The sequence below is a fragment of the Streptomyces finlayi genome (assembly GCF_014216315.1).
In the GTDB taxonomy this organism is placed as follows: Bacteria; Actinomycetota; Actinomycetes; order Streptomycetales; family Streptomycetaceae; genus Streptomyces; species Streptomyces finlayi_A.
This window is the reverse complement of record NZ_CP045702.1, coordinates 452,039-469,000: the sequence shown is the minus strand read 5'-3', so window position 1 is coordinate 469,000 and position 16,962 is coordinate 452,039. Positions and strand designations below refer to the sequence as shown.

Annotated in this window: 17 protein-coding genes and 1 pseudogene; 8 read left to right on the top strand and 10 right to left on the bottom strand. The window is 71.3% G+C overall.

Annotation, left to right across the window (positions count from 1 at the left end; translation table 11 throughout):
- From F0344_RS02340 to pglZ, 3 genes and pseudogenes are all read left to right on the top strand, one after another.
- On the top strand, positions 1-678 hold the full coding sequence (locus F0344_RS02340) for a GAP family protein (protein ID WP_185297176.1): 678 nt from the start codon (positions 1-3) through the stop codon (positions 676-678).
- Between the two features lie 8 nt (positions 679-686).
- Positions 687-2,369 (top strand): SulP family inorganic anion transporter, encoded by a 1,683-nt coding sequence (locus tag F0344_RS02335; protein WP_219732103.1) that lies wholly within the window; start codon positions 687-689, stop codon positions 2,367-2,369.
- A 66-nt stretch (positions 2,370-2,435) separates the two neighbouring features.
- Positions 2,436-4,038 (top strand): annotated as a pseudogene (pglZ, locus tag F0344_RS02330) (BREX-2 system phosphatase PglZ); the annotation flags it as partial.
- Between the two features lie 20 nt (positions 4,039-4,058).
- Here pglZ and F0344_RS02325 read toward each other — a convergent pair.
- The gene (locus F0344_RS02325; protein ID WP_185297174.1) at positions 4,059-4,265 is read right to left on the bottom strand and encodes a DUF397 domain-containing protein; all 207 of its coding nucleotides are present in this window, start codon (positions 4,263-4,265) and stop codon (positions 4,059-4,061) included.
- The gene (locus tag F0344_RS02320; RefSeq protein ID WP_258050227.1) at positions 4,262-4,747 is read right to left on the bottom strand and encodes a DUF5753 domain-containing protein; all 486 of its coding nucleotides are present in this window, start codon (positions 4,745-4,747) and stop codon (positions 4,262-4,264) included. Before F0344_RS02320 ends, F0344_RS02325 begins: the two co-directional genes overlap by 4 nt.
- A 219-nt stretch (positions 4,748-4,966) precedes the next feature.
- On the opposite strand from F0344_RS02320, the gene panD reads away from it, so the two are divergent.
- Both panD and F0344_RS02310 read left to right on the top strand, forming a co-directional pair.
- A complete protein-coding gene (gene panD / locus F0344_RS02315) occupies positions 4,967-5,392 on the top strand; it encodes an aspartate 1-decarboxylase (RefSeq protein WP_185297173.1) in 426 nt (141 codons plus the stop codon).
- 117 nt (positions 5,393-5,509) lie between these two features.
- Positions 5,510-5,863: a GNAT family N-acetyltransferase gene (locus F0344_RS02310; RefSeq protein WP_185297172.1), complete on the top strand. Its 354-nt coding sequence runs from the start codon at positions 5,510-5,512 to the stop codon at positions 5,861-5,863.
- 427 nt (positions 5,864-6,290) lie between these two features.
- Here F0344_RS02310 and F0344_RS02305 read toward each other — a convergent pair whose 3' ends face one another.
- From F0344_RS02305 to F0344_RS02270, 8 genes are all read right to left on the bottom strand, one after another.
- Positions 6,291-6,740, bottom strand: coding sequence for a MarR family winged helix-turn-helix transcriptional regulator (locus F0344_RS02305; RefSeq protein ID WP_185297171.1), 450 nt, complete (start codon positions 6,738-6,740; stop codon positions 6,291-6,293).
- 2 nt (positions 6,741-6,742) lie between these two features.
- Complete coding sequence (locus F0344_RS02300) at positions 6,743-7,162, bottom strand: MarR family winged helix-turn-helix transcriptional regulator (RefSeq protein WP_258050226.1); 420 nt, start codon at positions 7,160-7,162, stop codon at positions 6,743-6,745.
- A gap of 180 nt (positions 7,163-7,342) precedes the next feature.
- Positions 7,343-8,716 carry a diaminopimelate decarboxylase gene (locus F0344_RS02295; protein ID WP_185297169.1) on the bottom strand — a complete coding sequence of 458 codons (1,374 nt, stop codon included), beginning with the start codon at positions 8,714-8,716 and terminating at the stop codon, positions 7,343-7,345.
- A gap of 135 nt (positions 8,717-8,851) precedes the next feature.
- On the bottom strand, positions 8,852-10,513 hold the full coding sequence (locus tag F0344_RS02290; RefSeq protein WP_185297168.1) for a PucR family transcriptional regulator: 1,662 nt from the start codon (positions 10,511-10,513) through the stop codon (positions 8,852-8,854).
- Entirely contained in the window at positions 10,510-10,809 is a 300-nt protein-coding gene (locus F0344_RS02285; protein WP_374940053.1) for a hypothetical protein, read from the bottom strand. Before F0344_RS02285 ends, F0344_RS02290 begins: the two co-directional genes overlap by 4 nt.
- Positions 10,810-10,813: 4 nt before the next feature.
- Positions 10,814-11,074 carry a hypothetical protein gene (locus F0344_RS02280; RefSeq protein WP_258049603.1) on the bottom strand — a complete coding sequence of 87 codons (261 nt, stop codon included), beginning with the start codon at positions 11,072-11,074 and terminating at the stop codon, positions 10,814-10,816.
- Between the two features lie 112 nt (positions 11,075-11,186).
- Positions 11,187-12,629, bottom strand: a complete 1,443-nt coding sequence (gene gndA / locus F0344_RS02275) for an NADP-dependent phosphogluconate dehydrogenase (protein ID WP_185297167.1) — start codon at positions 12,627-12,629, stop codon at positions 11,187-11,189.
- Between the two features lie 99 nt (positions 12,630-12,728).
- Positions 12,729-13,262 (bottom strand): DUF5709 domain-containing protein, encoded by a 534-nt coding sequence (locus F0344_RS02270; protein WP_185297166.1) that lies wholly within the window; start codon positions 13,260-13,262, stop codon positions 12,729-12,731.
- 159 nt (positions 13,263-13,421) lie between these two features.
- Between F0344_RS02270 and F0344_RS02265 the strand changes: the two genes are divergently transcribed.
- The 3 genes from F0344_RS02265 (at position 13,422) to F0344_RS02255 (ending at position 16,940) form a co-directional block, all read left to right on the top strand.
- The gene (locus F0344_RS02265) at positions 13,422-13,574 is read left to right on the top strand and encodes a hypothetical protein (RefSeq protein ID WP_185297165.1); all 153 of its coding nucleotides are present in this window, start codon (positions 13,422-13,424) and stop codon (positions 13,572-13,574) included.
- Between the two features lie 236 nt (positions 13,575-13,810).
- Complete coding sequence (locus F0344_RS02260; protein ID WP_185297164.1) at positions 13,811-15,286, top strand: UDP-N-acetylmuramoyl-L-alanyl-D-glutamate--2,6-diaminopimelate ligase; 1,476 nt, start codon at positions 13,811-13,813, stop codon at positions 15,284-15,286.
- Positions 15,287-15,428: 142 nt separating this feature from the next.
- On the top strand, positions 15,429-16,940 hold the full coding sequence (locus F0344_RS02255; RefSeq protein ID WP_185297163.1) for a carboxylesterase/lipase family protein: 1,512 nt from the start codon (positions 15,429-15,431) through the stop codon (positions 16,938-16,940).
- The last annotated feature ends 22 nt before the right edge of the window (positions 16,941-16,962 follow it).

The window sequence follows — 16,962 nt, the reverse complement described above, 5'->3', positions numbered from 1 at the left end:
GTGGGTGAGGCTATCGGTCAGATTCTGTCCTACGGCGTCGCCGTGGCGCTGAGCGCGTTCCCGATCATCGGTGTGGTGCTGATGCTCGCCACCCCCAAGGCGCGCTCCAACGGACCGGCGCTTGTTCTGGGCTGGGCACTGGGCCTGGCCGTGGTCGGCACGATCGTGCTGCTGGTCTCCGGCGGCGCGGGCCCGAGCGACCAGGGGCAGCCGGCTGACTGGGTCAGCGCGCTCGACCTGGCGCTCGGCGTGCTGCTGCTGTGGGTGGCGGTAAAGGAGTGGCGCGGCCGACCTCGCGGCGAAGAGGAGGTGACGTTGCCGAAGTGGATGAAGACGGTCGACTCGTTCACTCCTGTCAAGGCGCTGGCACTGGGGATGGCACTGTCCGCCCTCAACCCGAAGAACCTGTTGCTCTCGATCGCCGCGGCGTCGACGATCGCGCGCACGGACACTTCCGCCGGCGCACAGGCCGTGGCACTGGCGGTCTACGTGGTGCTCGGGGCGCTCGGGCCCGGAACACCGGTCGTGCTCTACTTCGCCCTCAAGGAGCGTTCGAAGCACATCCTCGACGGTCTCAAGCTCTGGATGGAGCGGAACAACATGGCGATCATGGCCGTGATCTGCCTGCTCTTCGCCGCGAAGCTGGTAGGCGACGCAATAAGTGATCTTTCCTCATGAGGGCGGACATGCACTGGCTGTTCCCTTCACTGCGGGGCTACCGGAGGGAGTGGCTGGGGCGGGACGCGCTGGCCGGGATGACCGTGTGGGCGGTTCTCGTGCCCGAGGCGCTCGCCTACGCGACGATCGCGGGTGTCTCGCCGGTGGTCGGCCTCTACGCCGCGCCGGCCGCGTTGGTCCTCTACGCGGCCCTCGGCAGTTCCAGGCACATGGTCACCGGGCCGATGGCGGCGACGGCGGCGCTCTCGGCGGCGGTCGTCGGCGAGTTCGCCGGCGCCGGAAGCGCGGACTTCGTCGCGATGACAGCGGCCCTGGCCGTCACGGTGGGCATCGCGGCGCTCCTCGCCGGCCTCCTGCGCCTGGGCTTCGTCGCCAGTTTCATCTCGGAGCCCGTACTGAAGGGCTTCATCGTCGGCCTGGCACTGACGATCATCGCCGGCCAGTTGCCGAAGCTGTTCGGTGTGGAGGGTGGCTCGGGGAACTTCTTCGAGAAGGTGTGGGCCCTGATCGAGGATCTCGGCGGAACCAGCGGCCTCACCGTCCTGGTCGGCCTCGCAAGCCTCGTCCTGATCGTCGTTCTCAGACGTGTCGCCCCGGTCGTGCCAGGCTCACTGATCGTGGTGGCGCTGGGAATCGCCGCCGCCGCCGCGTTCGACCTGGACGACCACGGTGTCGACGTCGTCGGCAGCATCGAGACCGGTCTCCCCTCGTTCGGCTTTCCCGACGTTCAGGCCGGCGACCTCGGCGGCCTCGCCGCCGGCAGCGTCGGCGTGATGCTCGTCGCCTTCGCCGAGGGACTCGGAGCCGCGAGAACCTACGCCGCCCGCGGCCACTACGAGGTCGATGCCAACCGCGAGCTGATCGGGATCGGGGCTGCCGGCCTGGGCGCCGGTCTCTCCAGCGGCATGGTCGTCAACGGCAGCCTCTCGAAAACCGCCGTGAACTGGTCGGCCGGCGCACGCACCCAGCTGTCCGGGATCGTCGTGGCCGCCCTGACCGTGATCACGCTCCTCTTCCTCACCGGCCTCTTCGAGCAGCTTCCCGAGGCAGTGCTCGCGGGCGTGGTGATCGCTGCGCTGATCGACCTCGTCGACCTCCGCTCACTGGTCTCTCTCTATCGCGTCTGCACCCACAGGCTCGGTCAGGACTACGGCGTCGCCGCGCGACCTGATTTCACCGCCGCGGTCGCGGCGATGCTCGGAGTGATGGCCTTCGACACGTTGCCCGGCCTGTTCATCGGCATCGGCGTCTCCTTCCTTCTGCTCCTCTACCGCTCCTCGCGCCCGCACATCAGCGAACTGGGCCAGATGCCCGGGAACGGCCACTTCGCCGCGCTCGACAGACACGCCGAGAGCCGCGGAATCCCGGGTGTGGTCGTGCTGCGTGTCGAGGCGGGCATCTACTTCGCCAACGCCGAGCGGGTGGAGTCCAAGGTACGAGAGACCGCCGCCCGGGAAGGGGTGACGGCGGTCGTGATCGACGCCGAAACGGTTCCCTTCGTCGACGTCAGCGCAGTGCGCATGCTCGACGACCTGGCGGAGGAACTCGAGGCCCGCGGGGTCCGGCTCCTGCTCGCCCGCGACGTGGGTCAAGTGAGGGACGTGCTGCGCACGGCCGAAGGACGGGCGGAGTTGAGGCGCGTGTATCCCACCGTGCGGGCGGCGGTCGACGCGGCCGAGACCGGCACCTGACTCGACGTGCGGATCACCGGTCAGCGAACACCAGGACGACGAGATCGAGCGCCGCACGCTGTTCAAGCAGCCCGCTGGCTGGCCACCGAACCGCCCGCCGAGTCACCCACCGTGGGCGACGCCATAAAGCGGCTCGGCACCGAGACCGGCTGGGCCGACCTGGCCCTCGAACACATCGAGGCCGGCGGCGACCCCGACCCGGTGCTCAAGTCCGCGTACGACGCTCTCGGTACGCGGGTCCGTGTACGGCGCCGGGCGATCGACGGCCGGTACCCAGCCCGGTTCGATGCTGTCCGTAGAGACTTTCCTCGACCAGGTCGTGAAGCCCGTCGTCCGCCACGGCGAGGGACGGCGCGTGCTGTTCCTCGACCTCGACGGCATGAGCGCCGCCATCGCCAACGAACTCGGCGAGGAACTGCGCCGCACCTGGGCCGAGTTCGACCCGCTGCCCCATGGCGGGCCCCAGCGCCGCGCCATGGCCGCCGCACTGCCCACCCTGACCGCCGTGTCCCGCACCTCCCTGTTCGCGGGACGGCTGATGAAGGGCACCCAGGCCGACGAGAAGCGGCTGTTTCCCACACACAAGCTGTGGGGCGGTGCTTCGGCCGCCGTCTTCCACAAGGACGATCTGCGCGCCGAGCAGGACGGGGACACCTTCGGTCCCGCCCTGACCGACGCGCTCACCGACGGCAGGACGCACGTCGCGGTCGTCCTGAACACCATCGACGACCGGCTCGCCAAGGAGCAGAAGCTCGGCGACGGCGCTTGGCACGTCGACCATGTCGCCGGGCTGTGTGACGTGTTGCGGGTGGCTGCCGCCCAGGGCATGGCGGTCGTCCTCACCAGCGACCACGGGCACGTCGTCGACCGGCATGGTGTGAGGGTGCGGGTGGCGGAACCGCCGTCCGCCCGGCACCGCCTCCCCGACGGCGGCCTGCTCGCCGAGCAGGAGATCCCGCTGTCCGGTCCCCGGGTCGTCTGGCCCGAGCCCGGCGCGACCATTGTCGCCCTGTGGGACGCCGACTCCCGCTACACCTCACTCAAGGCCGGCTACCACGGAGGAACGTCGCTCGCCGAGTTCACCATCCCGGTGCTCGCGTTCCTGCCCTTCGGCGCGCAACCACCTCAGGGGTGGCGGGAGTTGGGCGAGCAGCGGCCGGAGTGGTGGTCCACCGGCACGCGGACCACTGACCCTGTCGCAGTCCGTCATGTGGTGGCCCCGGCCGCTGTTCCGGCGAAGAGAACAGCGGCCAAGCCGAAGAAGGAACAGGCCGAACTCGCGAAGACGCACGAAGCCCTCTTCGAGGTTGCCGTCACGGCGTGCGGCGACGATACCCTCGTCACCCCCACCCTGGTCTCTCCGGACGAGACCCTGGTCAACGGCCTCCTCGCCTCGGAGACCTACCAGGCCCAGCTCGGACTCCTGGCCCGCAAACCGCCGCAGGAACAGATCAGGAAGGCGCTCGCGACCCTCGTCGACGCGGGCACCCTCCCGGTCACGGCCCTCGCCCAGCGCGTCGGCCTGCCGCCCACACGTGGCGACGGCTTCGCGGCCGTCCTGCGGCAGCTCCTCAACTACGACGGAGTCCAGGTCCTGGCAACCCTCCCCGACGGCCGCACGCTACGGCTGCACACGGCCCTGCTGAGAGACCAGTGCGAGCTGCGTTAGAGGTGAGGCAGCTCGCTCGCCTACGCCTGCCCGGCGTAGGCGGCGAACGCGCTCCACTGCTTTGCGGAGAAGGTGAGCGAGGCAGCCCGGGGCCTCTTCGAGTCCCGGACGTGAATGGCGGCGGGTGTGGTGGCGACCTCTACGCAGTCGCCGCCACTCGTACCGCTGTAGCTGCTCTTGAACCAACCGAGTTCGCCGAACTGGTCGGCGTGCGGATCAGTGCTCATAGCTCCCCTGCCATGCGCTCGATAAGGCGTGAGGACTTCTCGGTGCTGAGGGCCTGCGTCCGCAGCATTCCATATCGCATCCAGAACTCGCTCACCTCGTGGCGGTCTGACCTGACGCTGACGATGTCCTGGGTCTCGACATACACGTACTGCTTGCGGTCGGCGGACTCCAGCAGGACCATCCCGCCGTTCAACCCGCTGTGGGCGCCCCGAGCTGTGGGCATGATCTGTAGTTCGACGTTGCGCATGGCCGAGCACTGCAACAGGTGCTCCAACTGTCCGCGCATCACTTCGACGCTGCGCACCATTCGTCGTACCGCAGCCTCCTCCACGACGAACACGAAGACGATGGGAGGGTTCCTCCGCGTCAGCAGCGCCTGTCGGGACAAGCGGGCTGCTACTCGCTGCTCGATGGTCTCTTCGTCCAGCGGCGGGAAATGTGCTTCAAGCAGGGCCTCCGCGTACTGCTGGGTCTGGAGCAGGCCTCCCGAGGGCCAGGTCGAGGTCAGCCCTCGCGGCCGTGGTCCACCCGCAGCCGACGCAGCCCGCCTGATGTTGCGTCATGAAAGTCAGCACCGGGTCAGCGTGAGCCCTGCAACACCTGGGGACAGCTGACCGAACATGCGAATCGTTGTACGCTCCGGAGATAGCCCTTGACCTGCGGAAAGCAGGCAGGGAGCAGACAATCCGGGAGTTTCTTCATGCTTCGTACGATGTTCAAGTCCAAGATCCACCGCGCCACCGTCACCCAGGCTGACCTGCACTATGTCGGCTCCGTGACGGTCGATGCCGCGTTGATGGAAGCCGCCGATCTGCTGCCCGGTGAGCTCGTGCATATCGTGGACATCGACAACGGGGCCCGCCTGGAGACGTATGTCATCGAGGGCGAGCGCGGCTCCGGTGTCATCGGTATCAACGGTGCTGCCGCCCACCTGGTCCACCCCGGCGACCTGGTCATCCTGATCAGCTACGCGCAGGTCGACGACGCCGAGGCCCGCTCACTGACTCCGAGCATCGTCCACGTGGACGCGGACAACCGCATCGTCGCGCTCGGCACGCACGCGTCGGCGCCGGTGCCGGGCACGCCCACGCAGCGCAGCCCGCACTCGGTCCCCGCGCGGTCCTGACCATCGCGGTTCCGGCCCGCACAGCGCTGACCGGTACGGCGCTGACCCGTACAGCCCTGATCCGTACAGCCCTGATCCGTCCGGGTCGGATCCGCACGCACGAGGGAGCAAGCCGCCATGGCAGAGAACGTCGCACTCGACATCCGAGACGACCGGGACCACGGCAGGCTCGTGGGGTTCGAGGGTGGAAGGGCCGCCGGGGTCATCGCGTACTTCGTGATGGACCCCGCTCCCGGAGCCCTCGTCGCCGTCCACACGGTGGTCGAGCCGGAGCACGAGGGCAAGGGCATCGCGGGCGCCCTCGTCCGGGAGTTCTACACCATGGCGGCCCGTGAGGGCGTCCCGGTCGTACCCCTCTGTCCGTACGCGGCGAAGTGGGCGTTGCGGCACCCCGACGAGGCGCCCGAGGCGTCGGCCGAGCTGGTACGGGAAGCTGAGAAGCAGCTCAGGTCGCACCCCGAAATGTTCTGAAAGAGCCGGTTCGGGGGTATGGGCTCGGCAGGCGCGGGCAACCGCTCCGGGAGACGGTGGAGACGCGTTCCACCCGTACGACTCCGGAGGCTGGAGGACCGAGATGACACACCCCTACCCCGACCCGCTGCCACCCCCACCCACGCCCAACCCCGTTCCGGGCCCGCCCGGACCGCTGCCGGAACCGCCGCCCGCGCCGCCGGCTCCCGGGCCGCCCGCTCCCGGTCCGGTGCCGCCCGGCCCCGTACCACCGGGCCCGGCGCCGGACCCCATTCCGCAGCCGCCTTCGCCGAACCCGAACCCGAACCCGAACCCGAACCCGGACCCGAACCCGAACCCGGACCCGAACCCGGACCCGAACCCGGTACCGGGTCCGGACCCGAACCCCGAGCCCTCGCCGCAGCCGACCCGCTGAGGGAGCGGCCGGTCAGACGGGGTCGGCGAGCACGGCGTTCGCCCGGACCGTCAGTTCGGTGAGCACGCGGCCCGCCGCCGCCAGCTCCTCCGCCGGAAGACCGGCGTACAGGCGCTCCGCGATGGCGGCGGTGCCCGTCCGGATGGCCGCCTGGCGTGCGCGGCCGGCCTCGGTGAGCGCCAGGTGGGCCCCGTCGTCCCCCGGTGTCTCTTCGAGCAGCCCGGCCCCGGTCAGTTCCCCGAGTGCGGCCTCGGCCGTCGCCCGGTCGGTCTTGAGCGTGCCGGTCAGCCGGGCCACGAGTTCCGCTCGTCCCGTCGTGCCGCCGTCGCCCGCCGTCGCGTTGAGGGCCACGCACTGGTGGAACGTCGTCCCGGACCCGGCCAGCAGCCGTTCGAGAACGGCCCGGGTGGCGTAGTGGGCCTGGCCGATGATCTGGCCGTTGACCGTGACTGTGCTGGGCATGGCTACTCCTCGTTCGTCGATGGTGCGTGCAGGGGTACGTCGAGCAGCGCGGTCAGTTCACGGGCGAAGGCGGCCGCCTCCGGACCCTCCAGCCCGCCCAGCGGCTCCAGGAGCCGGTCCATCAGGGTTTGTACGAGAACGACCGCGCGCGAGGTGAGCGTGCGTCCCTGTTCGGTGAGTGACAGCCGCACCGCCCGGGTGTCGGCCGGGTCGGTGGTGCGCTCCAGGAGGCCGGCCGCTTCCAGCGTCCGGGCCAGCTTCGAGACGTAGAGCGCTTCGAGACCCGTGTGGTCCGCCAGCCGGCGCTGACTGGGCCGGGTCCCGGCCTGCTGGAGGTCCATCAGTGACCCCAGGAGCGAGAACTGCGCGTGGGTCAGTCCCAGGGGTGCCAGGGCGCGGTCCACGGCGACGCGCCACTTCATCGAGAGGCGCCAGACGAGAAACCCCGGAGTCGGCCCACCGGATGGCCGGCTCGCGCCGTGAGTGCCGTTGCGGTGGGTGCCGCCATCATGCCCGTCGCCGTCGCCGTGCGTGCCGTGCGTGCCGCCATCGTGCGTGCTGCTCATGAGAAATAGAGTACATGGCTACTATGTACATGGCTACTAAATAGCGGTGGCTCCCGGTCCCGTCAGCGCATCGGCATGGGCCAGGCCGCTCTCCGCCGCGATCGAGTCCAGCGACTGCGCGTCGCGCACCGGGGCGAACCGCACCCGTTCGCCGTCCGTCCCGTGGCTGAAGCCGTACACCGCGGGCCTGGGCAGGCTGTTGTACGCCCACGGCGTGGAGAAGTAGTACGCCCCGGTGTCGTACAGCACGACGAAGTCGCCCTCCCGCAGCTCCGGCAGTTCCCGGCCGTGCGCGAGGACGTCCCCTGCGAAGCAGCACGGGCCCGCGATGTCCTGCACCATGAGCGGCCCGGTGCCTGGGCGCCCCTGTGCGTCGAACGCGCCGACGCGCAGGGGCCAGGCGTCGGGCATGAAGACCGTACGGGTGGCGGTGTGCGCGCCCGCGTGGGTGAGGGCGATCCTGCGCCCGCCCGCGTCCTTCGTGTACTCCACGAGGGCTCCGATGAAGCCGTTCTTGGCGAGCAGCGACCGGCCGAATTCGGTCACCAGGGCATAGCGGCCGTCGAAGAGGCCGGGCACGGCTTCCCGCAGTGCGGCCACGTACGCGGCGTACGAGGGCCGGACCGTGTCGTCGGTGAAGTTGACGGGCAGACCGCCGCCGATGTCGATGCTGGTGACCTGCTGCCTGCGCAGCGAGCCGTTGATCTCCTCGGCGAGCTCGTACGTCTCCGCGACGCCCCGTGCGATGAGCTCCAACGAGCAGCCCTGGGAGCCGACATGGGCGTGCAGCCTGGTCAGCCACGGCCGTGCGGCGAAGGCCCGTACGACGGCTTCGCGGGCACCCTCGTCGCGGAGCGCCACACCGAACTTCGAGGTCGCTGTCGCGGTGCTCATCTCACCGATGGAGCCACTGCCGACCTGGGGGTTGACCCGGATCCCCAGGACGGAGGCCGAGCCGGGGGTGCGCAGTCCGTCGATACGGCGCAGTTCGTCGAAACTGTCGGCGTTCACTGCCACGCCGAGGGTGAGCGCGAGCCCGATCTCCTCGCGCGTCTTGGCGGGGGAGTCGAGCACGATGTCCGCGGGCGCGAATCCCGCGTCGAGCGCGAGCCGCAGCTCACCGGGGCTCGCGACCTCGCATCCCATGCCGCAGTCGGCGAGCAGCCGCAGTACGGGGATGAGCGAGGCGGCCTTCGCGGCGAAGCAGTGGAGGGTGCCGGGCATGACGGGAAAGGCGTCCCGCAGGGCCGCCACGGATTCGCGTACTCCGTCGGTGTCGACGAAGCCGACGACGGGCTGCTCCTCGCCCAGGATGCCGTCCGCCACGGCCTGGCGGACGGCGGCTGCGATGCGGGCGGAACCGGCGGAACCGGCCGGAGCGCCGGAAGCCGGGGGAGTCATCTGTGTCATTCCGCGAGAGTTGTTGACAGCGGCCCCACAGGTCTTTGTCGAGCGGGCCAAGGATTGCGCGGACACCTTGGCCGTACGGGCAACGGTCCTACCGAAACGTACTGAAACATACCGAAACATACTGAAACGTTCAGTCTACGGCCTTGGTGAACCACCCGTGAGGCGTACCGCGAGCGTGAGGAGCAGCCTCGTGTCGGGGTCGTCGATGTCCACGCCGAAGCGCTCCCGTGCGCGCCGCAGCCGGTAACGAAGGGTGTTCGGGTGCAGGACGAGCCGCCGCGCCGCGCGGGTGACATCGCCGGAAGCGTCGAGGTAGGCGGCGAGTGAGCGCACGAGTTCGCCCCCCGCCGCCAGGTCCGTCCGTACGAGATCGTGCACCGGTCCGGCGCCCGCCTCCCACAGCGGCCGTACGGCGTCCAGGACCCGCAGGACGTCGAGTGAGGGGCCGGCTTCGGCCGCTGTGGCGCAGCGCGCCTCGCCCTCCGTCCCGCCACGGCTCCGGCGCTCGCGCAGCACCCGGACGACGAGGACCGCCTCCTCGTACGAAGCGGCCGCGCCGAGGGCGGACGCGACGACCGGGCCCGCCCCGACCCGGACGGTGACACCTGCGGGCAGCGACACCGCGAGCGTGTCGAGTTCCCTGGCGAGACGTGCGACATCGCGGTCCTGGGCCTGGCCGACGGGCAGCAGGATCAGCAACCGGTCCCGTTCGCGGAGCACCAGCACCGTGGAACGGTACGAGGACGCCTGCAGAGCCAGTACGTCCAGGGTGCGGTCGGCGGACGGTCGGGCGCCGTCGGCCCGCTCGGCGACCAGCACCGCACAGGGCGCGTCGGCGGAGAGGCCCAGCGACCAGGCGTGCGTGCGCTGGTCGCCCAGCCCGTACAGCAGTCCGCGCAGGGCGTGGTCACGGCGGCGTACGGCCGCGCTCTCGCGCAGCCGGTGCCGGACCAGGTGCGGGGCGGCGGCCTCCGCCGCCCGGCGCAGGGCGTCCGGCGCGTGCGGGGAGAGGCCGCGTCCGTCGGAGGCCACCCAGATCGAGCCGAGCACCTCCAGGCCGTTGCGTACGGCGATGACCAGGCGCTCGGGACTGTCGCCGTGCGCGGGGCGGTGGATGACGTCACGGGAGGTCCACAGTGCGTGCAGGATCCCGCTCCGGCGGAGCTCGGCAACTCGCCGTTCGGGGACCCGGCCGCCGAGAATCGTGGCGCGGCGGACCCCGTCGGTTTCGGGCCCGGTGGCGGAATGGGCCAGCACCCGGAAGCGGGTGTCCTCGATGGTGATCGCACCGCCCGTGTACTCGGCGATGGCCGAGGCGAGGGCGCTCAGACCGCCCACCGTGTCCTCGGACTCCGCCGGTTCCTCCGGCGATTCGCCCGAGGGCTCCGTCCCCGCGTACGACAGCGCGGAACGCAGCAGCGCCGCCGTGTCGGTCCAGTCCGCCCACGGCGCCCGGCACAGCAGTGCGAGCCCCGACTCCTCGGCCGCCGCCAGCACGTCGGGTGCCGGGAGCACGCCCTGCGACTCCCGCAGCACCACGGCGCAGGCGCCGCGGGCGGCCGCCCCGCGCACCGCGGCCACGGCCTCGGCGCAGGAGACCGGCGGCCCCACCACGAGCACGGCACACCCCTCGGCCGACCGCGTGCCCACCTCGTCGCCGAACACCACGCCCCGCACGGCGACATCCTGACCGGCGGGCGCGAGCAGGAGCCGCAGCGTCCCGCTGTCGTCGAATGCGAGAAGGTCGCGCAGCGTGCTCCCCCGCGCCGGTACGTGGTGGGGCGGTTCGGCTGTCACGTCGCGGCGCCGTGCGACCGGGGCTGCTGGAGGCGTACGGGTGCGGGGCCCGGAGTGGCGCTCCCAGGCAGCTCCGCGTCGGACACCCGCGGGGCGAGGGCCGGCGCCGGTCCACCCGCCTGGACGGCACGGGCGCGGGTGCCCACGTCCATGTACGGCGCGATAGCCGCCGTGCGGAGCAGCAGAAGGGCGCCGGGGTCCTGAAGGCCGGAGTGGTTGAGCTCGTCGATGGCACTCTCCAGCAGATGGCAGGCGTACCGGAGCTCACCCGCCTGCTCCGTGTGATTCTCGTCCACTGTGTCACCCTCTCCGCCCTGCGCCCGCGTCCGTCGGTGCCGTCCACGAAACCGAGCAGATCGCGGTGGTCGAAGTAGCGGAACCCTGCGTCGCGTCCGGATACCGGAAGCCGAGCGAACGGGCCACCGGTGGGAGATCCGGCAGCATGTCGCGCACGGCGTCCCCGCCGCCCGCTTCGATCGTGCCCACCAGGATCAGCGCGGCATGCGTCAACGGTGCTACGACGGGCTGGACCGCGACCGGGCCCGGGACGGCGTCGGGCATGCGCGCACTCCATGGGTGGTGTCGGCGGTGCGGGACGACAGGCACTCACCGCCACTCACGCACGTCCGCGGACCGCCCGCACTCCGGCCGGGCGGCCGCCCGGGCGAACCCCTCAGCCCGTGGACACCTCGGAGCGGTCGCCGCCCCAGAGCGTGTGGAAGGAGCCCTCCCGGTCCGTGCGCCGGTAGGTGTGCGCGCCGAAGAAGTCCCGCTGCCCCTGGGTCAGCGCCGCGGGCAGCCGGTCGGCACGCAGACCGTCGTAGTACGAGAGGGCGGCCGCGAATCCCGGCGTCGGCACGCCCTGGCGCACCGCCTCGGCGACCACCGTCCGCCAGTCGTCCTGGGCGGCCCCGATCTCCTGGGCGAACGGCTCGTCCGAGAGCAGGCTCAGCAGCTCGGGCCGCGCGTCGTACGCGGACCTGATCCGGTCGAGGAACGCCGCCCGGATGATGCACCCCGCCCGCCAGACAGCCGCCACGGCCCCGAGGCCGATGCCCCAGCCGTACGCCTCGCTGCCCGCCCGGATCTGGTGGAAGCCCTGGGTGTAGGAAACGATCTTGGAGGCGTACAGGGCCTGCTCGACCCGGTCGGCGAAGGCGGCGGCCTCCGGCCCGCTGAGCGGCACGGCCGTCGGGCCCGTCAGACCGCGGGCGGCCTCGCGGAGATCCGCGTGGCCGGAGAGCGAGCGCGCGAAGACGGCCTCGGCGATGCCGGACACGGGAACACCCAGGTCGAGCGCGATCTGCACCGTCCAGCGGCCGGTGCCCTTCTGCTCCGCCCGGTCCTGCACGATGTCGACGAACGGCCTACCGGTCGCCTCGTCCGTGTGAGCCAGGACATCGGCCGTGATCTCGATCAGATACGAGTCGAGGCGGCCGGTGTTCCAGGTGCGGAACACCTCGGCGATCTGCGCGGAGGAGTAGCCCGCTACGGCCCGCAGCAGGTCGTACGCCTCCGCGATCAGCTGCATGTCGGCGTACTCGATGCCGTTGTGGACCATCTTCACGAAGTGCCCTGCACCGTCGGGACCGATGTGCGTGGTGCAGGGAGTGCCGTCCTCGGCACGGGCGGCGATCTTCTCCAGCATCGGCCCGAGGGTCGCGCACGACTCCGTGGAGCCGCCGGGCATGATGCTCGGCCCGTTCAGCGCACCCTCCTCGCCGCCCGAGATGCCGGCGCCGACGAAGTGGATGCCCCGCTCACGCAGTTCCCTCTCGCGGCGGCGGGTGTCCTCGAAGTGGGCGTTGCCCCCGTCGATGACCACGTCGCCCTCGTCCAGGAGCGGGGCGAACTCCTTGATCACGGCGTCGGTCGGATCGCCCGCCTTCACCATGACGACGAGGCGGCGCGGGCGCTCCAGTGCGGCCACGAACTCCTCCGGCGTACGCGCGGGAACGAACGCGCCCTCGTCCCCGAACTCCTTGACCAGCTCATCGGTCCGGGCGGTCGTACGGTTGTGCACGGCGACGGTGAAGCCGTTCCTGGCGAAGTTGCGGGCGAGGTTGCGGCCCATGACCGCGAGCCCTGTGACGCCGATCTGAGCGGTGCCGGTCATCTGTGAGTGCTCCTGAACTCTGAGGGGCCGAGGCGGTGTTCGCGCGGTGGATACGCGGAGTGACGCCGACGGGTCCGGCGCGTTGTGACACTGAAGGGTTCAGCGCGTCGAGATCTCTCCCGCCGGTGGGGACTCGTCGTCGAGCGGGGTTCCGTCCAGCGGTTCCTCCTCCTCCTCCTCCTCCTCCTCCTCCTCCTCGGCGACGACATGCATGGCGGCCTCCTCCGCCGACGCGGCGGCGCCGTCGATTCCCACGTCCTGAGCGGTCAGGGTGTGGGGCACGCTGCCGTCCGCCTGCTGGGTGAGCCGTCCGGCCCGGAAGACGCCGACCTCGGCGTCCCAGAGCTCCCCGTCACCCTCGGCCAGGTCGCCCGGGCCCCGGTCCGCGTCGGAGACTTCGGGAAGCTCCCGGACGAGCCGCCGGTCGAGCGATTGCCCGTCGTGCTGCTCCGCCGCGGTGGTGCCCTCGTCGTCGACGGCCCACGGGCGCTCCGGCGGGGAGTACCCCGCGTCGAGGAGATCGGTGACGCCCGAGGTGTCCAGGGTGTCCTCGACATTGAGCAGCTCGTTCGGGTCCGAGGCTTCCGGTTCCTGGGGCTGGTAGACATCGTCCCCCCGCTCGGTGTCAGTCATGGCATGTCCTTTCGCTCCGGGGCGACGTCCCCTGTATGCAATTCCACTCCGGTCGGCGAGGAGCCGCCAACGGAACGCCCTCCACCCCTGGCCCGGGAGGCGGCCGTGAGGGACCCGGGAGCGGAACCGGAAAGGTCCGACCGGACGTACACTCGGCTCATGGGTCGTACACGCGCCACGAGGAAGAGCCTGCCGCAGGCCGCCTCCGTGCTGCTCCCGGCCCTGGCCCGTCCGGTGTCCACCGGGCCGGTGAGCACCGCCGGTACCGGCTCGCCCGGGACCGGCCGTACCGCTCTGCACGGTCACGGCTAGCGATCTTCTCCATCGGTCACGGTCAGTGACCGCCAGCGGTTCCGGCAGGGGCTCCGCGCCTGACCGCTGCTCTCTCCCGAACACGCGGGCGTCCTGTCCCGCTGAACTTTCGCGTCCCGTTCGTCCGGACGCGCGATCCACTACGGCTCCACATCACCACGCAGCCCCCGGACACCGCCGGTGCTGCTGTCCGGCGACGGCCGCACCACCGGCCGAGCCACTTCGAAGGGATCACTGTGAAGCTGAGCGAGCTGCTGGCCGGACAGGACCACCAGATTCTCCAGGGCGACCCCGCCCGGACGTCGATCACGGCGGGCACCACCTTCGACGCCGAACTGGCCGCGCCCGGTTCGTTGTTCGTCGCCGTACCCGGCTACCAGGGCGGGGGCCCCGAAGCCGTCGCACCGGCGGTCGCCCGAGGCGCGGCGGCCGTCCTCGTCGGCCCCGAGGTGTCCGAGCACCCGGCGCCCGCGGCGGACGTGTGCGTGGTCCGGGTGCCCGACATCCGGGCGGCGGCGGCGGTCGTCGCCTCACGCTACTTCGGTGAGCCGGGCCGGCAGATGGACATGATCGCGATCACGGGTACCAACGGGAAGACGTCGGTCTCGTACATGGTCGAATCCGTGCTCCGCATCGCCGAAGGCGCGAAGGCCGGTGTCATCGGCACGGCGGGCAGCCGGATCGGTGACGAGCTGATCCCGATGCCGCAGTCGGTCCTGACCACCCCCGAGACGCCCGACCTCCAGTACCTCCTGGGCTGCATGCGCGACCGGGGGGTCGGCACCGTGGTGCTGGAAGCCACCTCGATGGGTCTGCTGACCCACCGGGTGGACCGTACGTTCATCGACGTCGGCGTCTTCACCAACCTGACCCAGGACCACCTGGACGACCACGGAACGATGGACAACTACCGGGACGCCAAACTGCGGCTGTTCCAGGGCCTGTGCGGCCATGCCGTGATCAACGTCGACGACCCGGTCGGAGCCGCGATCCGGGACGCGGCGCCCGGCCCCGTGACCACGTACGCCCTCGACGCGGAAGCGGACTTCCGGGCCACGGACCTGACGGTCGACGCCTCGGGTACGCGCTTCACCCTGCACCACGACGGCCGCAAGTATCCGGCCGCGATCCCCTCGCCGGGCCGCTTCTCGGTGGCCAACGCCCTCGCCACCGTGGCCGCCTGCCACGTCCTCGGCCACGACCTGGCCGGACTGGTCGCCGCGCTCGAACAGATGCCCCAGATCCCGGGCCGCTTCGAGCGGGTCACGACCTCGTCAGGGACCTCCGTGATCGTCGACTACGCCCACTCGCCGGACTCCCTGAGCAAGGTCCTGACGACGATCCGCGGATTCGCCAAGGCCCGCGTCATCACCGTCTTCGGCTGCGGCGGCGACCGGGACACCACAAAGCGGGCGGACATGGGAACGATCGCCGGGGCCGGGTCCGAACTCTGCGTCCTCACCTCGGACAACCCCCGCCACGAGGACCCCGAAGGCATCCTCGACCAGATCGCCCCGGCCCTCACGGCGACCGGAACCCCCTTCGAACGCTTCGTGGACAGGCGTGAGGCCATCGCCTTCGCCCTCTCCGTCGCGGGCCCGGACGACATCGTCCTGATCGCCGGCAAGGGGAGCGAGCCGCATCAGATCGTCGGTGACGCACTGCTGCCGTTCAGTGACATGGCGACCGTGCGGGAACTCACCGAGGTGTAGCCCCCGGCTCGGCTCACCGCCCGCTCACTCACACCCCGGATGCGTCAATCGCGACGATCAAGGTGTTGGCCTCCGTGGCCGGCCCCCTGACATGCTGAAACGGCGCCCGGGGAGGGTGCACAGCACGAGTGAGGCAGTGGCGATGAGGGTATTCACGACGGTGGCCGGACCGGTACGCGGCAGGCCGGTCACCGCTGACGGCGGGACCGTCGCCGTGCTCGGCATCCCCTACGCCGCACCGCCGTTCGGCGCCCACCGCTTCATGGCCCCGCGCCCGGCGCCCGCCTGGAACGGCGTACGGGACTGTCTGGAGTTCGGCCCCGTCGCACCGCAGTCGGCCGAACTTCCCGGCGCGCCCGCATGGTCGCCCGGCGACGAGGACATCCTCACCCTCAACATCTGGACCCCGGGAGCCGGCCACGACGCCCTCCCGGTCCTCGTGTGGATTCACGGAGGCGCCTACGTCTTCGGCTCCTCCGCGCAGCCCGACTTCGACGGCGCCGCGCTCGCCGGGCAGGGACTGGTCGTCGTCACCCTCAACTACCGTCTGGGCTTCGAGGGATTCGGCCACGTCCCGGTCAGCGGAGGCGAGGACGTCTGCCCGGACAACCGGGGACTGCTCGACCAGATCGCCGCACTGGAGTGGGTACGTGACAACATCGGCGCGTTCGGCGGGGACCCCGGCCGGGTCACCGTGGCCGGTCAGTCCTCGGGTGCGACAGCGGTCGCCTGTCTGATGGTGACGGAGCGGGCACGCGGCCTCTTCCGCCGGGCCGTCGCCCACAGCGCCGTCAACGCCTGCGCACCGGTGGCGGCCGCCGCGCGGACCACCGCCGAGGTCGCCGCGGCGGCGGGAGTCCCCCCGACCCGGGCGGGCCTCCGCTCCGCTTCCCCGGCAACGCTCGTCGCCGCTTCCGACCAGGTCGCCGACGGCTACCGCCGGAATCCGGACTCGGGACAGCGCCACTACGACCCGGCGATCTACGGGCCCGTCGTGGACGGCGACACCCTGCGGGCGGACCCTCTCACCGCCATCGCCGCGGGCGCCGGCCGCGAGGTGGACCTGATGGTCTGTCACACCACGGAGGAGTGCCGACTGCTCGATGCCGTGGGCAGCAGTGCCGAGATCACCAGCGAGAGCCGGCTCGCCGCCTTCGCGGCCGACTTCGGACTGGCGGCGGAACTCGTCGACGGCTACCGCGCGCTGATGCCGGGCGCCCCGGTCCTCGACATCTTCCTCGCGGTGTACGGAGATCTGCTGTTCGCCGAGTACAGCAGCAGACTGGCCGAGTCCCACGCCCGCGCGGGCGGCACGGCGTACCTGGCCCGCTTCGACCGGCGCCGGGGCGGCGAGGGCGGTCCGGTCCGCGCCTGGCACTGCGCGGACATCCCCTTCGCCTTCGGCACCCTCGACGAGAAGAGCGTCCACTTCCTGATCGGCGGCCCCCCGGGACCTGCCGATCACACCCTGTCCGCCCGGATGATGCGGTCCTGGGCCGACTTCGCCGCCACCGGCGACCCCGGCTGGGCCCGGACCGGCGCTTCCGCCGGTGCGGTGATGGTCTGGGGCGCCGAAGCGGACGCGGCCGGAACTCCCGTCGACGCGTTCCGCGAACTGTGGCGTACGGCGGGATATCCGCTGCTGGCGCCGTGAACGCCTGCGCGCACCGCCGCGC

Bases quoted from the DNA above. Each gene is read 5' to 3' on its own strand.
- F0344_RS02335 (WP_219732103.1), top strand. From the start codon at position 687: ATGCACTGGCTGTTCCCTTCACTGCGGGGCTACCGGAGGGAGTGGCTG.
- F0344_RS02325 (WP_185297174.1), bottom strand. From the start codon at position 4,265: ATGAGCACTGATCCGCACGCCGACCAGTTCGGCGAACTCGGTTGGTTC.
- panD (WP_185297173.1), top strand. From the start codon at position 4,967: ATGCTTCGTACGATGTTCAAGTCCAAGATCCACCGCGCCACCGTCACC.
- F0344_RS02310 (WP_185297172.1), top strand. From the start codon at position 5,510: ATGGCAGAGAACGTCGCACTCGACATCCGAGACGACCGGGACCACGGC.
- F0344_RS02305 (WP_185297171.1), bottom strand. From the start codon at position 6,740: ATGCCCAGCACAGTCACGGTCAACGGCCAGATCATCGGCCAGGCCCAC.
- F0344_RS02300 (WP_258050226.1), bottom strand. From the start codon at position 7,162: ATGAAGTGGCGCGTCGCCGTGGACCGCGCCCTGGCACCCCTGGGACTG.
- F0344_RS02295 (WP_185297169.1), bottom strand. From the start codon at position 8,716: ATGACACAGATGACTCCCCCGGCTTCCGGCGCTCCGGCCGGTTCCGCC.
- F0344_RS02280 (WP_258049603.1), bottom strand. From the start codon at position 11,074: ATGCCCGACGCCGTCCCGGGCCCGGTCGCGGTCCAGCCCGTCGTAGCA.
- gndA (WP_185297167.1), bottom strand. From the start codon at position 12,629: ATGACCGGCACCGCTCAGATCGGCGTCACAGGGCTCGCGGTCATGGGC.
- F0344_RS02270 (WP_185297166.1), bottom strand. From the start codon at position 13,262: ATGACTGACACCGAGCGGGGGGACGATGTCTACCAGCCCCAGGAACCG.
- F0344_RS02265 (WP_185297165.1), top strand. From the start codon at position 13,422: ATGGGTCGTACACGCGCCACGAGGAAGAGCCTGCCGCAGGCCGCCTCC.
- F0344_RS02255 (WP_185297163.1), top strand. From the start codon at position 15,429: ATGAGGGTATTCACGACGGTGGCCGGACCGGTACGCGGCAGGCCGGTC.